The 20,945-nt window shown below is 73.3% G+C and carries 17 protein-coding genes; 9 read left to right on the top strand and 8 right to left on the bottom strand.

What is annotated here, in order from left to right; translation table 11 throughout:
- Window positions 1–87: 87 nt before the first annotated feature.
- A complete protein-coding gene (locus GFH48_RS22565) occupies window positions 88–1,470 on the top strand; it encodes a PAS domain-containing protein (RefSeq protein WP_228120851.1) in 1,383 nt (460 codons plus the stop codon).
- Between the two features lie 245 nt (window positions 1,471–1,715).
- Here GFH48_RS22565 and GFH48_RS22570 read toward each other — a convergent pair whose 3' ends face one another.
- Window positions 1,716–2,471 (bottom strand): SIS domain-containing protein, encoded by a 756-nt coding sequence (locus GFH48_RS22570; RefSeq protein ID WP_153289986.1) that lies wholly within the window; start codon window positions 2,469–2,471, stop codon window positions 1,716–1,718.
- Between the two features lie 500 nt (window positions 2,472–2,971).
- Here GFH48_RS22570 and GFH48_RS22575 point away from each other — a divergent pair, with 500 nt between their 5' ends.
- Both GFH48_RS22575 and GFH48_RS22580 read left to right on the top strand, forming a co-directional pair.
- Window positions 2,972–3,664, top strand: coding sequence for a metal-dependent transcriptional regulator (locus tag GFH48_RS22575; protein ID WP_148008965.1), 693 nt, complete (start codon window positions 2,972–2,974; stop codon window positions 3,662–3,664).
- An 879-nt stretch (window positions 3,665–4,543) separates the two neighbouring features.
- Window positions 4,544–5,410: an alpha/beta fold hydrolase gene (locus GFH48_RS22580; RefSeq protein WP_153289987.1), complete on the top strand. Its 867-nt coding sequence runs from the start codon at window positions 4,544–4,546 to the stop codon at window positions 5,408–5,410.
- Between the two features lie 267 nt (window positions 5,411–5,677).
- On the opposite strand, the gene GFH48_RS22585 is transcribed toward GFH48_RS22580, so the two are convergent.
- The 3 genes from GFH48_RS22585 to GFH48_RS22595 all read right to left on the bottom strand — a co-directional run bounded on the left by GFH48_RS22585 (window position 5,678) and on the right by GFH48_RS22595 (window position 8,888).
- Window positions 5,678–7,336, bottom strand: a complete 1,659-nt coding sequence (locus tag GFH48_RS22585; RefSeq protein ID WP_153289988.1) for a transporter — start codon at window positions 7,334–7,336, stop codon at window positions 5,678–5,680.
- Window positions 7,333–8,109 (bottom strand): ABC transporter ATP-binding protein, encoded by a 777-nt coding sequence (locus tag GFH48_RS22590; protein ID WP_153289989.1) that lies wholly within the window; start codon window positions 8,107–8,109, stop codon window positions 7,333–7,335. Before GFH48_RS22590 ends, GFH48_RS22585 begins: the two co-directional genes overlap by 4 nt.
- A 116-nt stretch (window positions 8,110–8,225) precedes the next feature.
- Window positions 8,226–8,888 carry a bifunctional DNA primase/polymerase gene (locus tag GFH48_RS22595; RefSeq protein ID WP_153289990.1) on the bottom strand — a complete coding sequence of 221 codons (663 nt, stop codon included), beginning with the start codon at window positions 8,886–8,888 and terminating at the stop codon, window positions 8,226–8,228.
- Window positions 8,889–9,185: 297 nt separating this feature from the next.
- Here GFH48_RS22595 and GFH48_RS22600 point away from each other — a divergent pair, with 297 nt between their 5' ends.
- A complete protein-coding gene (locus tag GFH48_RS22600; RefSeq protein ID WP_153289991.1) occupies window positions 9,186–10,571 on the top strand; it encodes a transcriptional regulator in 1,386 nt (461 codons plus the stop codon).
- A 202-nt stretch (window positions 10,572–10,773) separates the two neighbouring features.
- A complete protein-coding gene (locus GFH48_RS22605; RefSeq protein WP_153289992.1) occupies window positions 10,774–12,555 on the top strand; it encodes a hypothetical protein in 1,782 nt (593 codons plus the stop codon).
- Window positions 12,556–12,609: 54 nt separating this feature from the next.
- Here GFH48_RS22605 and GFH48_RS22610 read toward each other — a convergent pair whose 3' ends face one another.
- The gene (locus GFH48_RS22610; RefSeq protein WP_153289993.1) at window positions 12,610–13,911 is read right to left on the bottom strand and encodes an ABC transporter substrate-binding protein; all 1,302 of its coding nucleotides are present in this window, start codon (window positions 13,909–13,911) and stop codon (window positions 12,610–12,612) included.
- A 117-nt stretch (window positions 13,912–14,028) separates the two neighbouring features.
- On the opposite strand from GFH48_RS22610, the gene GFH48_RS22615 reads away from it, so the two are divergent.
- Window positions 14,029–14,529: an SCO4402 family protein gene (locus GFH48_RS22615; RefSeq protein WP_153289994.1), complete on the top strand. Its 501-nt coding sequence runs from the start codon at window positions 14,029–14,031 to the stop codon at window positions 14,527–14,529.
- A gap of 70 nt (window positions 14,530–14,599) precedes the next feature.
- Window positions 14,600–15,493, top strand: a complete 894-nt coding sequence (gene purU, locus GFH48_RS22620; protein WP_153289995.1) for a formyltetrahydrofolate deformylase — start codon at window positions 14,600–14,602, stop codon at window positions 15,491–15,493.
- A gap of 200 nt (window positions 15,494–15,693) precedes the next feature.
- Here purU and GFH48_RS22625 read toward each other — a convergent pair whose 3' ends face one another.
- The gene (locus GFH48_RS22625; RefSeq protein WP_407698718.1) at window positions 15,694–17,211 is read right to left on the bottom strand and encodes a zf-HC2 domain-containing protein; all 1,518 of its coding nucleotides are present in this window, start codon (window positions 17,209–17,211) and stop codon (window positions 15,694–15,696) included.
- A 74-nt stretch (window positions 17,212–17,285) separates the two neighbouring features.
- Complete coding sequence (locus GFH48_RS22630; protein WP_153289996.1) at window positions 17,286–17,867, bottom strand: sigma-70 family RNA polymerase sigma factor; 582 nt, start codon at window positions 17,865–17,867, stop codon at window positions 17,286–17,288.
- A 360-nt stretch (window positions 17,868–18,227) separates the two neighbouring features.
- Between GFH48_RS22630 and GFH48_RS22635 the strand changes: the two genes are divergently transcribed.
- Both GFH48_RS22635 and GFH48_RS22640 read left to right on the top strand, forming a co-directional pair.
- Complete coding sequence (locus GFH48_RS22635; protein WP_148008956.1) at window positions 18,228–18,602, top strand: STAS domain-containing protein; 375 nt, start codon at window positions 18,228–18,230, stop codon at window positions 18,600–18,602.
- 192 nt (window positions 18,603–18,794) lie between these two features.
- On the top strand, window positions 18,795–19,307 hold the full coding sequence (locus GFH48_RS22640) for an EF-hand domain-containing protein (protein ID WP_153289997.1): 513 nt from the start codon (window positions 18,795–18,797) through the stop codon (window positions 19,305–19,307).
- Here the strand turns inward: GFH48_RS22640 and GFH48_RS22645 are convergent.
- On the bottom strand, window positions 19,291–20,823 hold the full coding sequence (locus GFH48_RS22645; RefSeq protein ID WP_153289998.1) for a class I adenylate-forming enzyme family protein: 1,533 nt from the start codon (window positions 20,821–20,823) through the stop codon (window positions 19,291–19,293). The two genes, GFH48_RS22640 and GFH48_RS22645, sit on opposite strands and share 17 nt — an antisense overlap.
- Window positions 20,824–20,945 lie beyond the last annotated feature (122 nt).

Here is a 20,945-nt window from a genome sequence, read left to right on the forward strand (position 1 = left end):
TGTGGGCTGGGTCACGTTCGAGTTGAATGAATGCCAGTGAGTGAACTGTCTCGCCGTACGTGCGGACGCAGCCTGCAGGGGGTCCAGGTGAGTGCTTCCCGGCGTAGTGGGACCACCGATGAGCTGGGGCCGGACGAGCCCGAGCCGGATGGTTCGGATCTGCTTGCCGCGCTGCTGGACGGGATGGACGCCGCCCTGTGCGCGTTCGACGCGGACGGGGTCGTCACCCATTGGAACCGTGAGGCCGAGCGGATTCTCGGCTGGACCGCGGCCGAGGCCGTGGGGCGGCCCGGATTCGCCGGGTGGGCCGTGCGGACCGCGGACGCCGAGGAGGTCGAGGGGCGCCTGCTGTCCGCCATGGAGGCCCCGGGCCGGCAGGTGAACGAGTTCGCGCTGCTGACCAAGGAGGGCGGGCGGGTGCTCGTCCGGACCCAGTCCGCCGCGGTGCGCGGCCCCGACGGCAAGCCGGCGGGGGTGTACTGCGCCTTCAGCGAGGTGCACGCGCAGATCGACCTGGAGCGGTCCATCGCCCTGAGCGAGGCGCTGTTCGCGGACGCCAGCTGGGGTGTGGTGCTCGTCGACGCGGACCTGCGGCCCGCCGTGGTCAACGCCCACGCGGCCCGCGCCCTGGGCATGGGCCGCACGGCGGTGCTCGGGCGGCCCCTCGGGGAGTTGCTGTCGCAGGGTGTCGAGGAGCTGGAGAGCGCGCTCACCCACGTGCTCGCCGAGGGAGCGCCGCCCGCGCCCGCCGAGATGTGGGTGAGCGTGCGCTCGGCGGAGGGCGAGAAGCGGCGGTGCTGGCGCAGCGGCTTCGTGCGGCTGGCCTCGCCGCTCACGGAGGAACCGGTCCCGCTCGGTGTCGGGTGGCTCTTCCAGGACGTGACGGAGGCCAGGCAGACCGAGCAGGAGGCGGCGCTGCTGCGGTTCCGGGCCAATCAACTGCACCGGGCGGCCCGGGCCGCGGCCGAGTGCGAGGACCCGGGCGAGGCGGCCACCGTCCACCTGGACTTCTCGCTCGCCGGATTCGCCGACCATGCGCTGATCGACCGCGTGGCCGGCGGCCCGGTGGCGGACGGTGAGGGGCCCGTGCGGCTCGTACGGGCCGTCGCCACGCCGGCCGGGGCGCCGGGGCCGAGCCTGCTCACCGGGAAGGCCGGACTGCCCGTGCGGTACGCCGAGGGGCACCCCGCGCTGCAGTGCGTGGAGCGGGCCGGGTCCGTGCGGGCCGGCTCCGGTGAGAGCACGCCCGAGCGGACGCGCGAGTGGGCCCTGGCCCGTCAGTGGCCGGCGGACTCGGTGCACGCCCTGTGCGCGGTGCTGCGCAGCCGCGGCCGGACGCTGGGTGTCGTGACGTTTCTGCGCGGGGCGGGGCGCAGCCGGTTCGAGCGCGCGGACGCCATGTACGCGGAGGACGTGGCCGCGCGGATCGCCATGGCGCTGGACCTGAAGGGGCTGGTGGAGCGGCCGTAGGCGCGGCGCGACGACCTCGGGGCGCGCCCCGGGACCGGGCGGACGCGTCTGCCGGGACCGGACGCGTCTGCCGGGACCGGACGCGTGCCCGGGCCCCGGCGGTGAGTCCCGGCCCCGGCGGTGCGTCCCGGGCGGATGTGACTCCGCGTCGGTGTCCGGCCCGGGGTGATGAGCCCGCGCCGGTGTCCGGGGCGGGCGGGGTGTGCCGACCCTGACGGCCCGCGCCGGTGTCCGGGCCGGGCGGTTCAGCGCCGGTAGAAGATCCGGTCGCCGTACTCCGTCATCACACGGCCGTTCCACTCGTGGCCGCCGTCCACGTTGCCCGAGCGCAGCAGCGGCGGCTCGATGCCACGGCCGGCCAGCGCGCCGGCGGCGGTGGCCATGACGGCCTGGAGCAGGGCCGACGTGACGACCGTGGAGGCGGGGGCGAAGGGGGCCTCGATGGCGTCCAGGGTCAGTTCCGCGTCTCCGACCGCGATCTTCGAGTCGAGGACGATGTCGCAGTGGTCCTTCAGATACGTCCCCGAGACGTGCCGGGAGGTCGTCTCCGAGGCGTAGGCGACCGAGGTGACCCCGATGACCTTCACGCCCAGCGCGCGGGCGTTCATGGCCATCTCGACGGGGAGCGCGTTGCGGCCCGACAGGGAGATGATCACGAGCAGGTCCCCGGAGCGGAGGGGACTGCAGTCCAGCACCGCGCCCGCGAGACCGTCCACCCGCTCCAGGGCGGAACCCAGCGTCGCCGGCATGACGTCGACGCCGACCACGCCCGGCACGGCGAGCAGGTTCATCAGGGCGAGACCGCCCGCGCGGTAGACGACGTCCTGCGCGGCGAGCGAGGAGTGCCCGGCGCCGAAGGCGAAGAGCCGGCCGCCTTCCGCGACGGTGTCGGCGATCAGGGCGCCGGCCGCCTCGACGTCCTCGGCGCACTCGTCCCGCACCCGCTGCAGCAGGCCGATCGCGGCGTCGAAGAACTGCCCGGCCAGCTTGCTGTCGCTCATCGGCGAAGCCCCTTAGAAGTCGCGTCGGCACAGGGCCGGCGAGCGGACCGGCGGCCCGGCACAGCCGTACTCCCGTCGTGTCGCGGATCACGTTGCGGTCTGGACCAGTGCCCTGTCAATACGGCCCGCGGGAGCGACACTGGGCGGAGGGCCGCCGGTGCGCGGCCCGGCGGCGGAGCCGCCCGGCCGAGGGCACCAGCCGCCCGCAGGGGCGCCGCACCACCTGTGGCCGACGTCCGACCCCGGACGTCCGGCCTCCGACGCCGGACGCCGGGCGCCTGCCCGACCTCGGACACGCGCCCGACCTCGGACGGGCGTTCGGGTTCCGGTCGTATCCGGTCCGGCCGGGGCCGGGCCCGCGTCGCCCCGGAGGCACTCGTCATCGTGTGGTTCCCCCGGCGAGGCACGGTTGTCGGTGGTATGCGTCAGAATTGAGTTCAGGGCCAGCGCACAAGCCGGTGAGCCACCGAGCCTCCGGCAGAGCTAATCGAGGGGCACGTATGTCCGGACTGATCGACACCACGGAGATGTATCTCCGCACCATCCTCGAGCTGGAGGAGGAAGGCGTGGTCCCCATGCGCGCCCGGATCGCCGAGCGGCTCGACCAGAGCGGACCGACGGTCAGCCAGACGGTGGCGCGCATGGAGCGCGACGGCCTGGTGGCGGTCGCCAGCGACCGGCACCTGGAGCTCACCGACGAGGGCCGCCGCCTGGCCACCCGGGTGATGCGCAAGCACCGCCTGGCCGAGTGCCTGCTCGTCGACGTGATCGGCCTGGAGTGGGAGCAGGTGCACGCCGAGGCCTGCCGCTGGGAGCACGTGATGAGCGAGGCCGTCGAGCGGCGCGTTCTGGAACTGCTGCGCCACCCGACCGAGTCGCCGTACGGCAACCCGATCCCCGGCCTGGAGGAGCTCGGCGAGAAGGACGGCGCCGACCCGTTCCTGGACGAGGGCATGGTGTCGCTGGCCGAGCTCGACCCGGGTCTGGACGGCAAGACCGTCGTCGTACGCCGGATCGGTGAGCCCATCCAGACGGACGCGCAGCTGATGTACACCCTGCGCCGGGCGGGTGTGCAGCCCGGTTCCGTGGTGAGCGTGACGGAGTCGGCGGGCGGCGTGCTCGTCGGCAGCGGCGGCGAGGCGGCGGAGCTGGAGTCGGACGTCGCGTCCCACGTGTTCGTCGCGAAGCGCTGACGCGCCACGGGCGCCGGTGGCCGCCGGTCGGCCGGCCGGCACCCGTGGACGGTGCGCGTTCCGGACGGGGCGCCGGCGTCCGGTGCGCGTGGGCGGACGCGGCATCCCGGTGCGCGTCCCCCGGTCCTGAGCCCGCGAGGGGCAGCCCCCGGGCGCGGGCCGCGGGGCCCGGCTTCGGCCGGACCCCGGGGTCCGCTCCCGGGAGCCCGCCGGACAGGGCCGGAACCGCGGCCCACGCGCGGCCGGGCGCCCTCGGGACCGTGCGGCGGCCCCCCGTCCGGTCGGTCCGGTCATGTCAACTCCTGGGGCGGGAGAGGTAGTTGCGATGCCTGCGCCGCCTCGCCGAAACCAAGATTCAGTGTGCCGAATCGCAGCGGCGAGACCATTTGCGTGCGAGGCTGTCGCGTGAGGCATATGACCTGAGGGCTCTTGACCGTGTCCGAGAGGGATGTCGCGCGGTCGGGGAGGGGACGGGGATGGTGTGCCGCAGACAGGGGGATGGCCCCGGCGCCAGATGGCGCCGGGGCCTGTCCTCCCCTGTGCTGACCCGGAGCCCCGAGCTCCCAGGGTCATCCCCTTCGGACCGTTGTCCCCGAGCGGTCCGCCTCCCGCTGAAGATCTCCCCTCGGCAGCGCCGGTCAATCCCCGGTCGTGGTCACTCGAACGAGGGGTGTTGTCGCCGAGCGGGCTATTTTCGAATGCCTATTCGATAATCTGGGGGCGTACGGCGGGCGTACCGGGTACACGTAGAGCGGCACACGGAGCGGCACGCCGGCGGTAGCGGCACAGCGGTGGCAGCAGCGGCGGAGAGCGGTACGAGGGACCGGCGGGCTCGAGTGGGAGCGAGCGGTCCGAGCGAGCTAGGGGGGTGCCAGACCTATGGTGCGGCGCATCGACGTGACAGGCGCGGGCGGCCTACGCCTGGCCGCGTGGGAGTTCGCCGGTCATCCCGAGAACGATCCCCCGTCGGGCCCGCAGGCCCCCGGGGTGCTGTTGCTGCACGGCCTCATGGGCCGCGCCTCGCACTGGGCCTCCACCGCCCGCTGGCTCTCCGAACGGCACCGGGCGGTCGCGCTCGACCAGCGCGGCCACGGGCAGAGCGACAGGGCGCCGCAGGAGGGCTACACCCGCGAGGCGTACGTCGAGGACGCCGAGGCCGCCCTCGAACAGCTTGGTCTCGGGCCGGCCGTCGTCGTCGGTCACGCCATGGGCGCGCTGACCGCCTGGCAGCTCGCCGCCAAACGCCCCGACCTGGTCCGCGGGCTGGTCGTCTGCGACATGAGGGCCTCGGCGTTAGGGGCCGCGTCGCAGCGGGAGTGGGAGCACTGGTTCAAGGCCTGGCCGATGCCGTTCGCCTCGCTCGCCGACGTACGGAAGTGGTTCGGCGAGGACGACCCCTGGGTGGAGCGCCCCAATCCGTCCCGCGGCGAGTTCTACGCCGAGGTGATGCACGAGACGTCCGACGGCTGGCGTCCCGTCTTCGAACCCGAGCAGATGCTGAAGTCCCGCGAGACCTGGGTGTATGACGCCCACTGGGAGGAGCTCGCCCAGGTCAGGTGCCCCGCCCTGGTCGTCAGGGGCCTGGACGGCGAGCTCGGCCGGGCCGAGTCCCAGGAGATGGTCCGGGTCCTGCCGCACGGCCGGTACGCGGAGGTGGCCGACGCCGGCCACCTCGTCCACTACGACCGGCCGCAGGCCTGGCGCACCGCGATCGAGCCGTTCCTCGACGGCGTCCTCACCGGCTGACCGGGAACCCCGGAGACCCGGCCCGCGCGCCCCTGGACCCGTCGTCCGGATCATGTCGTCCGGATCAGGCGGCGGGACGCGGGGCAGGGCACGCGCGTCCGCCGTGTCGTCGCCGCTCGCCGACCCCTCCCACGCTCGCGTGGGAGGCCCGTCCCGTCGGCGCCCCCTCCGTCCCGCGACCGCACGCACCTCGCCCCCGCTCGCCCCGCCCCGACCGACGAGAAACCGCGTACCGGCGCCACCCGACCGCACGACGGGGGCCCTGGCTCAGCCCTTGCTCACCGCCGCCAGGATCTCCGGGAGCCGCCGGGCCGTGCGGGGCGCGGCCATCCGCAGCCCCAGCAGCGCGATCAGCGCCCCGTATCCCGCCCCGAGCGGCAGCAGCAGCCAGCTCCACCGGTCTCCGTCCGCCGCCACGTTCACCCAGATCGTGAGGACGATCACGGGGGCGCTCAGCAGGGCCGCCGAGACCATGCCGCCGAAGATGGAGATCCAGGCGAGCCCCGCCTGCCCGGGGGCCACGTTCTTGTACCCCTCCTGCGGGATCGAGTACGGGAAGCGGGCCGACGACCAGGCTCCGGTGGCCAGCATCGCGCCGAGCAGCGCGAAGGACAGCCCCAGCACCTCGGGCAGCCGCCCCCAGTCGCCGAGCAGGGCGGTCGTCAGGGCGGTCACGAGCGTCGCGTACGGCAGGGTGATGACCAGCAGGGCCAGCGCCCGTCCGCGCAGTTCGACATACGCGTCCCGCGGGGACGAGATCGTCATCGCGACCGTCCAGAACGCGGACGTGTCCTGCCCGAACTGGTTGTACATCTGGATCCCGAGCATCCCGGCCGCGAAGCACGCGAAATAGACCGAGCCGGTGCCCTGCAGCGCGTTGAACACCGGCACGATCAGCCCGATGGCCAGCGAGGTCACCCACGCGGCCTTCGTCTTCGGGTCCCGCCACACGTACCGCAGACTGCGCTCCATGACCGTCCCGGTGCGTCCCGGCGGCAGCAGCCGGCCGAGCCCCGAAGGGCCCCGCTCCCGGGTGGGCTCCGCGGTCCGCAGGGTCGAGCCGTCCGGTGAGGTCATCAGGCGGGTCAGATGCCGCGACCACAGCGCCAGCAGCCCCGCCAGCGCGGCCACGCCCAACGCCAGTTGCACGGCCCCGGCCCCGTACGAGCCCTCGCTCACCGAGTCCACGGCACCGATCGCCGACCCCGGCGGCACCCACCGCAGCACGTCGGCCACCGGGTCGAGTTCCGCGAGGCCGCCCGCCGAACCCAGGCGCTGCACACCGAAGTTGACCAGCTGCGCGCCGACCGCGATCACCAGCCCGCTGAGCACCGCGAGATCGCGGCCCTTGCGGCTGGACAGCAGCCGGATGTTGGCGGCGGCGACGGCACGCGCGAGGGCCACGCAGACGAGCAGGGCCACGACCACGGCGACGACGGCGGTGACGTACGCCGCCGTGCCGCGCGCCACCGAGACGACGGACCCGACGAGCAGACAGAGCGTGAACAGCGGTCCGATGCCGACCAGCGAGGCCGCCAGCAGCGCCCTGACGAGCGGGCGCGGCCGCAGCGGCAGCATGACCAGCCGCGTCGGGTCGAGCGTCTCGTCGCCGCTGGGGAAGAACAGCGGCATCACGGCCCAGCCGAGCGCCAGCACCACCACCAGCGGCACGGTGACGGAGACGGCGTGCGGGTTGCCGCGCAGCGCGATCAGGCCCAGCAGCTGGAGGGCGGCGACGAGGAGGACGAGGACGACCGAGGTGAGGTACGCGGCCCGTCGCCCGCCCGACCGGCGCAGCCCGTTGCGCAGGAGCGACAGCTTCAGCCGTACGACGACGGGAGTGAGGGACGCGGTGGAGCCGGGTGGGGAAGGGGCCGCCGGGGTGCCCGGGGCGGTGCTCGCGGGGACGCTCGCCGGCGTGCTCACCGGGCGCCGCCGCCCAGCCAGTCCAGGTCGGCCCCGGGCGTGCGGCCGCGCGCGCCGACGAGTTCGAGGAACGCCTGCTGGAGCGAGGGAGCGTCGCCGCGGACCTCCGCGAGCGGGCCGTGGGCGCGGATGCGCCCCGCGACCATGACGGCCACCCAGTCGCACAGCGACTCGACGAGTTCCATCACGTGCGAGGAGAAGACGACCGTGGCGCCCGACCCCGTGTACCGCTCCAGGACGCCGCGGATGGTCTGCGCGGATACGGGGTCGACGCCCTCGAACGGCTCGTCGAGGAAGAGGACTTCGGGGTTGTGGAGGAGGGCGGCGGCGAGCCCGATCTTCTTGCGCATGCCCGTCGAGTAGTCGACGACGAGCTTGTGCTGGGCGCCCGCGAGGTCGAGGACGTCGAGGAGCTGAGTGGCGCGCTTGTCCACCTCGGGCCCGGGCAGGCCGCGCAACCGGCCGGTGTAGGCGAGGAGTTCACGCCCGGAGAGCCGCTCGAACAGCCGCAGGCCCTCGGGCAGGACGCCGATCCGGGCCTTCACCGCCGCCGGGTCGCGCCACACGTCACGGCCCACGATCTCGACGGTGCCCTGGTCGGGCCTGAGCAGCCCGGTCACCATCGAGAGGGTGGTGGTCTTCCCGGCCCCGTTCGGGCCGACGAGCCCGATGAACCGGCCCGCGGGCAGTTCCAGGTCGATCCCGCCGACGGCGACCTGCTCCCCGAACCGTTTCCAGAGCCCTTGCACGTGTACGGCTGCTCCCTGGGTCATGTAGGCACCCTACGGGTGAGCGGCCTTGTTCCGAGGGGGCGGGGAAGCGCGCGACCGGCCGCGACGGAACCGAGCCGGACCGGACCCGCCGTCCTGCGGCGCCCCGGCCCCGCCGGCTACCGGTCGCGTCCGCACGCGTAGGCGAGCGGTGAGATCAGCTCCTCCACGTCCGGCAGCCAGCGGTTGGCGGGCGTGGGGCGGCGGGCCCACTGCACGGACCCCCGGGACCCGAACCGGGTCGGCGGGGCGGCGACGTACGAACCCTCGCCGAGCGCGACGAGGTCGAGCGAGGCCGGCGTCCAGCCGAGCTTCCGTACGAGGTCGGGGACCTTCGCGGCGGCGCCGGGGAGCACGAAGAAGTGCATGCGCCGGTCCGGGGTGCAGGTCACCGGGCCGAGCGTCAGCTCCATCCGCTCCATACGGGCGAGCGCGAGGAAGCCGGCCGACTCGGGCACGTCGATCGCGTCGAACGTACGCCCGGTGGGCAGCAGGATCGACGCAGTGGGCTGCTTCGACCACATGCGGCGGGCGACGGTCACGCTGCCGGTCACCTGGGCCGCCCAGTCCTCGCGCGCCGGATGCGCGCCGGGCGCGGAGCACCGGCCGTCGCCGCAGGAGCAACGCTGTGTGCCGTCGACGGCTTCCAGCCAGGTACCCGGGAACACGTCCCAGTGGCGTTCCTCGGCATATCGCACGGCGGTGTCCAGCAGCGATTCGCCGCGCTGCTTCGGGATCTGGGCGGCCTCGGGCCCCGCGATGGTCTCTTCCACGATGAACACAACTCCGGTGACCACGGGGGGTTACGGGCGTGCCGTGCGCGGGGGAGGGGCATCGTTCCCGCACGTGGGGCGCATGGATGCACGGGTGGGGGCGCGCGTGGGGAACGGCAGCGGGGGGTGGGTAACCAGGGGAGGGGTCGGGCAACCGCCCTTACCCCGGCAATCCTCACATGTCCCGCATCTTCGGTATGTCTGCGGGGCATTGATCTTCATGGCCGGCCTCGCTCCATGTCGTCGGCCGATGAGGACACGTCACATCGGTGCGTGGGCAGGCACCACAGCCACAGGGGGTACGCCATGGCCGCAAGGCCGCTCGTCGCGCGGCAGCCGAACGAACGACTGCAGGCGCTCATCCAGGAAGCGGGCTGTTCCAACGCCGGGCTGGCCCGCCGGGTCAACATGTGCGGCGCGGAGCACGGCCTCGACCTGCGCTACGACAAGACGTCCGTGGCCCGCTGGCTGCGTGGCCAGCAGCCGCGGGGACGGGCGCCCGCGATCATCGCGGAGGCGCTGGGCCGCAAGCTCGGCCGTACGGTCACGATCGACGAGATCGGCATGGCCAACGGCAAGAACCTCGCGTCCGGCGTCGGCCTGCAGTTCTCGCCGACCGTCCTGGGCGCCATCGAGCAGGTGTGTGAGCTGTGGCGGAGCGACGTCGGACGCAGGGACTTCCTGTCCGGCTCGTCCGTCGCCGCCTCCGCGCTCGTCGAGCCCAGCCGTGACTGGCTGATCTCCGCGCCGGACTCCCAGGTGGCGCGCGCGGCGGGCCCGCGGGTCGGGGTCTCCGACGTGGCGGCGGTGCGCGCGATGACCCAGGCGCTGGTGGACCTCGACCACCAGTACGGCAGTGGCCATGTGCGCCCGGTCGTCGTGCACTACCTCAACAGCGTGGTCTCCGGCCTGCTCGCGGGCTCCTACCGGGAGGCGGTCGGGCGTGAACTCTTCGCAGCCGTCTCCCGGTTGACGGAGCTCGCCGGCTACATGGCCATCGACACCGGTCAACCGGGGCTCGCCCAGCGCTACTACATCCAGGCGCTGAGACTCGCCCAGGCGGCCGGTGACCGGGGGTACGGCGGCTACGTGCTCGCCGCGTCCATGAGCCACTTGGCGGCGCAGCTCGGGAACCCGCGCGAGATCGCGCAGTTGGCGCGTGCCGCCCAGGAGGGCGCACGGGGACGGGTGACACCGCGCGCGGAGTCGATGTTCCACGCCGCCGAGGCGCGCGGGCACGCGCTGATGGGCGACGCGCGCGCCGCCCAGGTTGCGTCGGGGCGCGCGGTCACTGCCCTGGAGTCCGCCGACGGGGCCTCGGGCGACGACCCGGCGTGGATCGCGCACTTCGACGAGGCGTATCTCGCCGACGAGTTGGCGCACTGCCACCGGGACCTGGGGCAGGCCGAGGCGGCCGCGCGGTGCGCGGAGGAGTCGCTCGCCGGGCATCCGGAGTCGCGGGCCCGCCGCCGGGCCATCGGCTATGTGCTGCTCGCCACCGCGCAGGTCCAGCAGCGCGAGGTGGAGCAGGCGTGTCATACGGGCCTGCGCGCGGTCGAGTTGCTGGGCACGCTGCGCTCCAACCGGGGGGCCGAGTACCTGGAGGACCTGCAACAGCGCCTCGATCCGTACCGGGAGGAGCCGGTGGTGAGGGAGTTCGGGGCGAGGCTGGAGCTCCAGGCGGCGGCGTGAACGTTTTGCGGACGGGGGTGTGAACGGCGGGAAAACGACGGCGCTCCGCGGGACAGGGGGGAGATACAGCGCACGGCGGGGCGTATTCGTTACCCCGGTCACCGCGGGCAGGGGTGATGACCTGTGCTGCGTGGCACGGGCTCATGGGGACCCGGTAGCGTGAGTCGACGATTCCGAAGGTCCCCCATAAGTAGGAGTCCCGGTGACGCAGAGTGGACAGGGCGAGCAGCCCTCGGCGCGACCCGCGCGTGAAGGCATCGTGCTGCCCTCCGACGGTGGCGAGCCGCTGCTGCCGGGCATGACGGGCGACCAGGCCGTTCCGGCCGGAGGCCGGTCCTGGGACCGGCCGTGGGGTCCCGACCCCGCGGCCGCGCCCGCCCCGCAGCCCGGTGAGGGCTGGGGGCAGCCGGTGAACGGCACCCAGACCTGGGGCGAACCCGGTGCGGGACAGCCCGCCGCCGCGGGCCCGGACTGGGGCGCCCACGACGGGCCGTCCCAGGGTTCCGCCGGCTGGTCCGCGGGGCCGGACCAGGCCCCGGACGCGCACTGGGGCGCCTCCGCCCAGCAGGGCGCACAGGCGCCGCAGCAGGCGCCGGGCGCCGGGCCGCTCCCGGCCGAGGGCGCGCAGGCGCAGCAGTTCGGCGGGCAGCAGTCACCGTCGTACGGCGGCCACGGGACGTCCTCGTACGAGAACGGCTCCTACGGGAGCGGCCCGTACGAGAACGGCTCGTACGGGGACGGACAGGCCCAGGCGTACGGTGCCCAGGGCGGCCAGGCCGCGCCGCTGCCGCACGCCGTCGCCCCCGGTGCCCTGCCTCCCGTCGCCGACGAGGGCGCCACGCAGTACATCCCGCCCGTCCCGGCCGCCGACGAGGGCGCGACCCAGTTCCTGCCGCCGATCGGTCCCGGCGCCCTTCCGCCCGAGGTGAGCGGGGGCGGAGCCCGGTTCCCGGGGCACGCGCCCCAGGGCATGCCCGGCGCCGGATCGCCGTCCGCGGCCGCGAACCCGGACGCCGAGCCCACGCAGTTCATCGCCCCGGTGCCCGCGGACCCGTCCGGGGGGACGTACGGGATACGCCCGGGCGGCCCGGAGGACCGGCAGCCGCCCGCGGAGTTCGACAACCTCTTCCGCTCCGAGTCGAGCGCACCGGAGGGGCCCGCGTCCACGCAGCAGCTTCCGCGCTTCGAAGCGGAGGCCCCGCACACCCCACAGGCCCCGCACACCCCACAGGCCCCGTACGCCCCTCAGGCCCCCTATGGCGCGCAGGCCCCGGGGATGCCCGGTGGACCGGGCGGACGGGCCGCCACCCGGCGTGGCGCGGCCCCCGAGGGCGGTGGCGGGCGCAGCCGCTCACGTGTCCCGCTGATCGCCGCCGTCGGTATCGGCATCGTCGTGCTCGGTGTCGGCGCCGGTGCCCTGCTCAGCGGCGGCGGCGGCGGTGGTGGGGGCGGCGGCGCGGACGGCGGCAGCAAGAACGTATCGGCGACGGCCGGGGCCACCGACGGCTCGGCGTCCGCGGGTGCCGACCCCGCCAAGGCCCAGGCCGTCGAGCTCGACAAGCTCCTCGCGGACAGCAACAACAGCCGTGACTCGGTCGTCAAGGCCGTCGAGAACGTGAAGGCCTGCAACAACCTGGGCCAGGCGGCCGGCGATCTGCGGGGCGCGGCCAAGCAGCGCGCCGGGCTCGTCACCCGGCTCTCCGCCCTCTCGGTCGACAAGCTCCCGAACCACGCCGCGCTGACCGCCGCGCTGAACAACGCGTGGCAGGCCTCCGCGTCGGCCGACAACCACTACGCGGCCTGGGCCGAGCAGGTGGGCGGCAAGAAGGGCTGCAAGGGCGGCCACGCCCGCACCACCGGCCAGACCCAGGCGGCCAACGCGGCCAGTGGCACCGCGAGTGCGCAGAAGGCGAAGGCCGCCGGGCTGTGGAACGCGATCGCGGCGAAGTACGGGCTGACGAAGCGGACCCCGATCCAGCTGTGAACACCCAGAAGGCCCGCCCCGCCGGATCATCCGGTGGGGCGGGCCTTCGGTGGTTCAGTGCTGGTCCGCGCTCTCCAGGGTCTTCGACTCGTCCTGGAAGCCGTCGAGTGCCGAGACGAGCTGGCCGCCGCGCACCACCTGGAACGTGACATTGGCGTTGACCAGGCGCGGGAAGTCGACGGCCGCGATCAGGTCCTCGAAGCGCCAGCTGAGCGGCGGCGTGAGCCCGTCCGTGGTCACCTTGAGGCCGTTGTCGAGGGTCTGCCGGATCGCGTTCGAGGTCACATCGCCCCCGAGCGCCTCCACGACCTTCTTGAACACGTTGTAGGCGATCCAGGTGGTCTGCACCCCGGCGTCCGCGGGATCGATCCGGTTGTCGCCGAAGGCCTGCTCCTTGATGACCTTGCGCATCGGGTCCCAGAGGGGGTCACTGGCCACCGGGTACCAGCCGGTGACGTAGGCGCCCTCGTACGGGCCCGACTTCCCGCCGCTGGCGTCGATCCGTGACTGGTCGATGCTGCCGAGCACCGTTCCGGTCCCCACCTTCCGGTAGTCCGTGCGGCTGCGCCGGAAGGAGTCCATGAAGGTGTCCGTGCGGTCCCCGAGCGCGGTCACCACGCACCCGGTGCTCTGCGGGTTCGCGGTCGCGCGGTCGAGAGCCTGCTTGGCCTGCCCGGCGTACTCGGTCGCGTCCTCGGCGGCCCGCTGGTCGGCGGCGGCCGGGTGGTGCTCCCTCTTCAGACCCGCGTCGAGCAGCACCGGGAGCTGGTCGCCCGCGACGGTGTCGGGACGGATCAGCGACACCGGGCCGCACTTCTTGCCGAGCTGTTCCCCGAGACCGGCCAGCAGCGCGGGCGCGCCGCCGTTGACCGGGTAGGAGAGGGGGCTCGTGAACTCGTCGTCGGTGACGCCGTAGCCGCCGATGTACGGGATGCCGGCGGCCTCCAGCGGAGCCAGGAACGAGCGGCCGTGCTGGCTGTACGAGCCGACGACGGCGACCACGTTCTCCTTGGCCGCGCGCCGTGCGCACTGCGCGGCACCCACGGTGTCGTTGTGGTCGTTGCAGGTCAGGACGTCGAGCTTGTGGCCCTTGATGCCGCCGTGGGCGTTCACCCAGCGGGCGTAGGCCTGGGCCATGGCGGGCATGCCGGGCTTGTTGGTCGCGGCGGTGTCCTGGGGGGCCCAGGTCATCACCTTGATGGTGTCGTCCCCGGAACCCCCCATGACACCGGGCACGACACCGCAGCCGACGGCGACCGACGCGCACGCGGCCAGCGCGGCGGCGGACAGCAGTCTGGTCCTGGCGGGTCGGGGGTGAACGGGTGAGGTGGTGCGGGTACGTCGCCTGCCGGTCATGGACACGCACGATTCCCCCACATCACAAACCCATGTGTGACCCGTGGTCAACAGGGGGTGACATAGAGGTGAATTAGAGGGGTGGATGATCTGCTTTTCGCGGGGAACGTACGATCGGTGACCGTGCAAGGTTCGGAGAACTCTTCCCGTCGCGGCCGTCGCTCCCCCACCATGGGCGGCATGCCACTGAACGACATGCCCTGGTGGCGCTGGCGCAGCAATGTGCGCTCCGCGCTGCACATGCTCTCCGACCCCGCCTTCCAGCGTGACGTCTGGCTCGCCGGCGTCGACGGATACGGGGACGTCACCGACGCCGTGTACCGGCTGGTGGAGGACACCTGGCTGGACAACTGGTCCGCCGAGAAGTACGTCGGCACGATCTTCCGGGACTCCCAGGAGGCGGCCCTCGTCGACACCGCGGTGCTCCGCGTCCTGCGGATCGTGCACCAGGTCGGACCGGACGCTCCCGTCTCCGCGTACGTCGACCACGCCGCCTGGCCGGAGGCGGTGCGGGCGGCGCGTGACGCGCATGTGCGGCTGGCCGCGAGCGACGGCGAGGACCCCGACGTCCCGCCGCGTACGCTGGAGCTGCTGCGGATCATGACGCGCTCGGCGTAGCCCCGGCGCGGGCGTCCGGGTGGCGGGACGGTCGTCCGTCGCGGAGGCCCCGTATGGGACCCTGTGCCGCATGAACGAGCAGTCCGTGCGCGCCGCCGAACCCGCCGCCGAGCCCGCCGAGCAGTACGTCCTGACCCTCTTCTGCCCGGACAAGAAGGGGATCGTGCACGCCGTGTCGAGCTACCTCTTCATGACCGGCTGCAACATCGAGGACAGTCAGCAGTTCGGCGACCACGACACGGGCCTGTTCTTCATGCGCGTCCACTTCTCGGCGGAGTCGCCGGTGACCGTGGACAAGCTGCGGGCGACCTTCGCGGCCATCGGCGACTCCTTCCACATGGACTGGCAGATCAACCGGGCCGAGGACAAGATGCGCATCGTCCTCATGGTCAGCAGGTTCGGCCACTGCCTGAACGACCTGCTGTTCCGGGCGCGGACCGGGGCGCTGCCCGTCGAGATCGCGGCTGTGGTGTCCAACCACACGGACTTTGCCGAGCTTGTGGACTCGTACAACATCCCGTTCCGTCATATTCCGGTGACCAGGGACACCAAGGCGCAGGCCGAGGCGGAGCTGTTGGAACTGGTCAGGGCCGAGGACGTCGAACTGGTCGTCCTGGCCCGCTACATGCAGGTGCTCTCCGACGACCTGTGCAAGCAGCTGAGCGGCCGGATCATCAACATCCACCACTCCTTCCTGCCGAGCTTCAAGGGCGCCAAGCCGTACCACCAGGCGCACGCCAGGGGCGTCAAGCTCATCGGGGCCACCGCGCACTACGTCACCGCGGACCTCGACGAGGGCCCGATCATCGAGCAGGAGGTCGAGCGGGTCGCCCACGGCGTGACGCCCGACCAGCTCGTCGCTCTGGGCCGGGACGTGGAGTGCCGGGCGCTGGCGCGTGCGGTGAAGTGGCACGCGGAACGCCGCATCCTCCTGAACGGCCGCCGCACGGTCATCTTCGCGTAGCCCGGCTCGCCCGTGCCCGGGGGTGCGGGCGTGCGCCGGGAGGCCGGCGCCGGGGTCATGTCCTCCAGCCCGTCCGGCGTGTGAGGACGGGCCCTTCGGGCAACGGCGGGGGTCCAGGGGGGCGGCAGCCTTTTGGCGGAGCCCCCGGGCGGCGGACGGGCCGCAGGGGCGGCGGGGGACGGGAGACGCCCCCCGCCCACCTACATACGGCTCAACGCCGCCGCGGCGAACAGCACATCCCTGATCGCCTCCCGGTCGCCGACCTGCCCCGCCGCGGCCTCCTCCGGCGACACGTGCCCGGCGGCCAGCCGGCAGAACTCCACTCCGTCCAGGGCGACATGGGCGACCTCGCGTTCGGCGGACGCCACCGCGGCCGGTGAGTCGAGCGGAATCAGCCACTCCCCGCCCCCGGCCCCTTCGATCTCCAGCCGGAGACTGCGGCCGGGTGCCCCCGCCGCGACCAGATGACGCCCCGCCGGAGCCGCCCGTCCCGCCCGTCGCCGCTCGTCCAGCGACACCGGCAGCATCCGCGCCGCGAGATCGATCATCCGGTGCAGATGGCGCGGCGCCGGCGGCTCGTACGGATAGTCCACCGCGTCCGCGATGTCCCCGGCGTGCACCCAGCACTCGAAGGCCCGGTCCAGCATCGAGTCCCGGAGCGGCAGCGCGAAGCCGCCGTAGGACACGGCGAGCCGCCCTGAGCCGCCGCCCGCGAACGCCACCGTCCGCACGAGATGGTGGCTCTGCTCCCGCCAGGGCGCGCGCACGGCCCGGGTGGGCGGGAAGTGCGAGGCACGCCAGTAGGCCTCGGTGCGCCCGGTGGGCGTCGTGGCCTCCGGCGCGGGTTGCTCCGTCCCCGGCGGGACCCCGGTCGCGGCGGCCGCGTCGGCCTCGGCCCGTACCCGCTCGGCGGCCCCGCCGAGCGGGTCGTCCAGGCCCAGCGCGACCCCGACCAGACCGTCCACGCTGAGCAGGTGCGCGATCACCCCGGCGACCGTCGTCCGGCGGCTCACGGGCCCGTCGTCCTCGAACCAGCGCAGACGGACCGGCGCATGCCACTCCGCGTCCGCTATGTCCTGCAGCAACGCGTCGAGCCGCGCGGTCTCCGCGTCGTAGGGCGCCGCCCACTCGGGTACCGGGATGCGCGGCGGACGCCGGTCGAGACAGCTCTCCAGGACCCGGGTGCGCAGCGCCGGGTCGAGGTCGAGGCTCTCCGGCCGGTGCAGCAGCCCGACCGCCCCGCGCAGCCGCAGCGCCTCGTCGGCGCAGGCACCGCATTCCCCGAGGTGCTCCTCGACCGCGGCGGTCTCCTCCCCCGAGCACGCGGCCAGTGCCCACGCGCCGAGCAGTGACTTCAGCACCCGGTGCTCCAGGGCGAGCGTCGCGGGCACGGGCACGGGCACGGGTACGGGTACGGGCAGCGGCAGTCCGCCGTCCTCGACGGACGTACGCGGCGGCGGTACGCGCGAGGGCCGGCCGATGGCCACGGAACCGTCCGGGCCGCCGCGGTCCCCGTCACTCCCGGCACCCCCGCCACCGGCGCCGAGGCCTTCGCCGACATCGCCGACATCGCTGTCACCGCCTTCGGAACCAGCGGGACCACGGCCCTTCCCCTCGTACGACGTCTCGCGTTCCGCTTCCCGCTCCCCGGGCTCCTTGTCCTCGCGCTCCACGTGCTCCTGGGACTCCACGTGCTCCACGTGCTCCTCGGGCTCCACGTGATCCACGTGCTCCTGGGTCCCTTCGCCGCCCCCGTGCTCGTCGAAGACGCCGGGCCGGTCCGCTCCTTCCGTCACCGCGCACCCCCGAACCCGGGCGGCGCGCCGGAGGGACCGGCGTCGTGGGCGGTGGACAGCAGCTGGAGGCCGAGCCGGAGCCGGCGCCGGGCCTCGTCCTCGGTGACGCCGAGGTCGGCGGCGGCCTGGCGGTAGTCGCGGCGCTGGAAGTACGCCAGCTCCAGCGCGGCCCGCAGCGGGGTGGGCATGGACGTGACGATGTAGTCAGCGCGGGCGGCGACGGACGCACTGCGCACCTTGCTCTCCAGCTCCTCGGTGGTGCCCCCGCCCGCCAGGGCGAGCGCGGCGGTCTCGGTCGCGCGCAGTCGCTGCACGGCGAGCCGATGGGTCAGTGTGGCGACCCAGGTGCGCAGCGGACCCTGCTTCGGGTCGTACGACTCGGGGTTCTCCCAGACGTGGACGAACACCTCGCGGGTGATCCCGTCGGCGGCCCGCTCGTCGCCGAGCACGCGGTGCGCGAGGCCGTGCACCAGCGAGGCGAACCGGTCGTAGAGCTCACCGAGCGCCGCCGCCTCCCCGCGCGCGAGCCGCTGCTGCATCTTGCGGTCCCAGCGGGGCGGTGCGTCCTTCGCCGCCATACGGCCCCCTCACCCCTGCTCGTGCCCGGTCGGTCTGTCCGTGTCCAGCCTGTGCGCATCGCTGTCTCGAATGTAGTCGGCACGTAGGACAGCGCACGCCCCTTTACGCCAACGTGCGCCCCTGGGCGGGCCGGGAATGGTAAAAGCCCCTCACTCGCCCCGCACATCCGATCGAATGGGACCGTACGTGACCGACATGCGACCGAAACAGTTCGCTCGTCCAGCAATTTCGACCGTAGACCGACGTTTCATCGATCGCGGTCCGGTGTTTCATGGAACGACGGTTGGGCAGCCGCGCTGAAAGGAAGCGTAGGAACTGCTTCCGTTTCCTGGTGGGCGAGGCGAGCGAGAGGCGACGCGGTGACGCTCAAGGTGACCGACGGCGAACTGGGCGGATGGGCCGTGCTCCGGGTGTCGGGCGAGATGGATCTCGCGACGTCACCGGTGCTGCGCCAGCGGGTGCACGACGCGGTGGCGGAAGGCCGCCGCAGCCTGGTCCTCGACCTCTCCGAAGTGCTCTTCTGCGACTCCAGCGGTGTCGGCGTCCTGATCGCCACCCGCCGGCTGGTCCGCTCCTGCCAGGGCCGGCTGCGGCTGATCCTGCCGGCCCAGGGCGCCGCCGACGGTTCGCACGTCAACCGGGTCCTCGCGGCCCTCGGCGTCCGCCGTCTCTTCGACGTCTACCCGGACGCCCTCACGGCCGTCGACGAGGAGTCGAGCCCGCTCTCGGCGTGAGGTGCCACCGGCCGCGCCCCCTGTCCGATCGGCTCCGCGGTGCGCCGCGGAGTTGTCCAAGAATTCCTGCGGTCTTGGTACAAGCGTCGTTTTCCGGCTCCCTTCGCCGCCGGGTCGTCGTACGCTCCCTGCCAGATGAACCCGCAGTCCGGCACAGAGTCCGGCTGAGTTGTAAGGCGGTCCGAGAAGGCCATGGTCAGTACCGAGTACGAACGCAGGATTGCCGCCCGTTTCGCGGGCTTCGACCAGGACGGCAACGGCTACATCGACCGGGAGGACTTCAACGCGGCGGCGAAGTCCGTCCTTGCCGAGTTCGGTACGGCGGCCCGGTCCGACAAGGGCCAGGCCCTGTACGTGGGCGCGGAGGCGTTCTGGCAGGGCATGGCGGGCATAGCGGACCGCGACGGGGACCAGCGCATCAACCGGGACGAGTTCGTGAACGGCGCCGTGAAGCGGCTGCGGGACAACCCCGACCGGTTCGGGGAGATCGCCCGCCCCTTCCTGCACGCGGCCCTCGCCGTCGCGGACACCGACGGGGACGGAGCGGCCACGGTCGAGGACGCCGAGCGCGTGCTCAGGGCCCTGGGCGTGAGCGACGAGATCGCCGCCCTGGCGGCCGGGGCCCTCGACACGGACGCCGACGGCCGGATCGGCGAGTCGGAGGTCGTGACCGCGTTCGCCCGCTACTTCACGGTGCCGGAGTAGCCTCCGCGGACCCGGCCGGCCCCGAGAACCGCTCCCGGAGCCGGTACTTCAGTACCTTGCGCAGCGTCTCGTTGCGCGGAAGGGCCTCCACCACCTCCAGCTGCTCCGGCAGTTTGTGCACGGAGAGCCCTTCCGCGCGCAGGTACGCGACCGCGGCCGCGAGCGTCAGCGCAGCCGCCCCGGCCGGCTGTTCGACCACCGCGCAGACCCGTTCCCCGCGGTCGGCGTCCGGCAGCCCGATCACCGCGACGTCACCGACGGCCGGGTGCCGGTGCAGCAGATCCTCGATCTCCTTCGCCGAGATGTTCTCGCCCTTGCGGATGATGACGTCCTTCAGGCGCCCGGTCAGGACGAGGTGCCCGCTGTCCGTCAGGTGTCCCACGTCACCCGTGATCAGGAACCCGTCCGCGTCGAAGGCCTCGGCGGTCTGCGCCGGATCGAGGTATCCCTGGCAGACGGCCTCCCCGCGCAGCCGTACCTCCCCGTCCACGATTTTTATCTCCATGCCCTCCGGAGGCCGGCCCTCCGTCGTCGCCAGGTTCTCGGCGGTGTCGTCCGGCGCCCCCATGGTGATCATCGGGACCTCGGTCATCCCGTACCCGTGGGTGAGCTGCACGCCCATCTCCCGCACGACACGGTGGTAGACCTCGGGCGGCTTGGGCGCTCCGCCGCCCGCGAGCAGCCGCAGCGTGGGGATCACCGGCCGTCCCGGCCGCTTGCGCTGCTCGGCGAGGAACATCGAGTAGAAGGCCGTCGAACCGCCCGCCACCGTCACCCCGTGCGCGCGGTAGTCCTCCAGCGCGGCGGGCAGCGCGAAGTGCTCGAACATCACCGCGGGGAATCCGTACAGGAGCAGCATCACGGTGTAGTCGGGCCCGGCGATGTGCGCGTACGGGAAGGCCATCGAACCCACGTCGCCGGCCGACAGCCGCAGCGCGTGCGCCAGGCAGGAGCCGCCCGCGATCAGTGAGCGGTCCGTGTGCAGGACGCCCTTGGGGTCGGAGGTCGTGCCCGAGGTCCAGTAGATCCAGCGCACGGAGGTGCCGTCGGCCGGCGGGGGCGGGAGGACGCCGGGGTCACCGTCCGGCAGTACGCCGTACGCCTCGAAGACGCCCTTCGCGCCGAGCCGCCGTGCCATCGCCGTGTGGTCGAAGTCCCGCCACTCGCCCGGTACGGCGAAGTACTCGGCCCTGGACTCCCGCAGCGCGAAACCGACCTCGCGGTCGCGGTAGAAGGGGATCACGGGGGACTGGACGGCGCCCAGCCGCGCCAGCGCGAAGGACAGCACGGCGGTCTCGATGCGAGTGGGCAGCTGCCAGGCGACCACCGTGCCGGGGCGTACGCCCCTGTCGTACAGGCCCGCCGCCACCCGCTCGGCCCGCTCCCGCAGGGCGCCGAAGCTCAGGGAGCGGTCGCCCTGGAGGAGGACGGGCCGGTCGGGGGTGAGGTCGGCGCGGCGGTCGACCAGTTCCCAGAGGGTGCGCGAGGCGCCCAGAGCGTGTGCGGTGTCGTTCACGACGGCCCCCTGTAGCTGACGGATTGTCAGATTCAAGCGGGAGCGTAGGCCGCACCGCCTTGTCGGTCCATAGGCGCGGAGCTAGCCTGCTATCTGACGGGTCATCAGATAGGTATGCCAGG

Source organism: Streptomyces fagopyri (genome assembly GCF_009498275.1).
Taxonomy (GTDB): Bacteria; Actinomycetota; Actinomycetes; order Streptomycetales; family Streptomycetaceae; genus Streptomyces; species Streptomyces fagopyri.

Coding starts and splice junctions, on each gene's coding strand:
- GFH48_RS22640 (WP_153289997.1), top strand. CDS start 18,795: ATGGTCAGTACCGAGTACGAACGCAGGATTGCCGCCCGTTTCGCGGGC.
- GFH48_RS22610 (WP_153289993.1), bottom strand. CDS start 13,911: ATGACCGGCAGGCGACGTACCCGCACCACCTCACCCGTTCACCCCCGA.
- GFH48_RS22590 (WP_153289989.1), bottom strand. CDS start 8,109: ATGACCCAGGGAGCAGCCGTACACGTGCAAGGGCTCTGGAAACGGTTC.
- GFH48_RS22630 (WP_153289996.1), bottom strand. CDS start 17,867: ATGGCGGCGAAGGACGCACCGCCCCGCTGGGACCGCAAGATGCAGCAG.
- purU (WP_153289995.1), top strand. CDS start 14,600: ATGAACGAGCAGTCCGTGCGCGCCGCCGAACCCGCCGCCGAGCCCGCC.
- GFH48_RS22575 (WP_148008965.1), top strand. CDS start 2,972: ATGTCCGGACTGATCGACACCACGGAGATGTATCTCCGCACCATCCTC.
- GFH48_RS22580 (WP_153289987.1), top strand. CDS start 4,544: ATGGTGCGGCGCATCGACGTGACAGGCGCGGGCGGCCTACGCCTGGCC.
- GFH48_RS22570 (WP_153289986.1), bottom strand. CDS start 2,471: ATGAGCGACAGCAAGCTGGCCGGGCAGTTCTTCGACGCCGCGATCGGC.
- GFH48_RS22600 (WP_153289991.1), top strand. CDS start 9,186: ATGGCCGCAAGGCCGCTCGTCGCGCGGCAGCCGAACGAACGACTGCAG.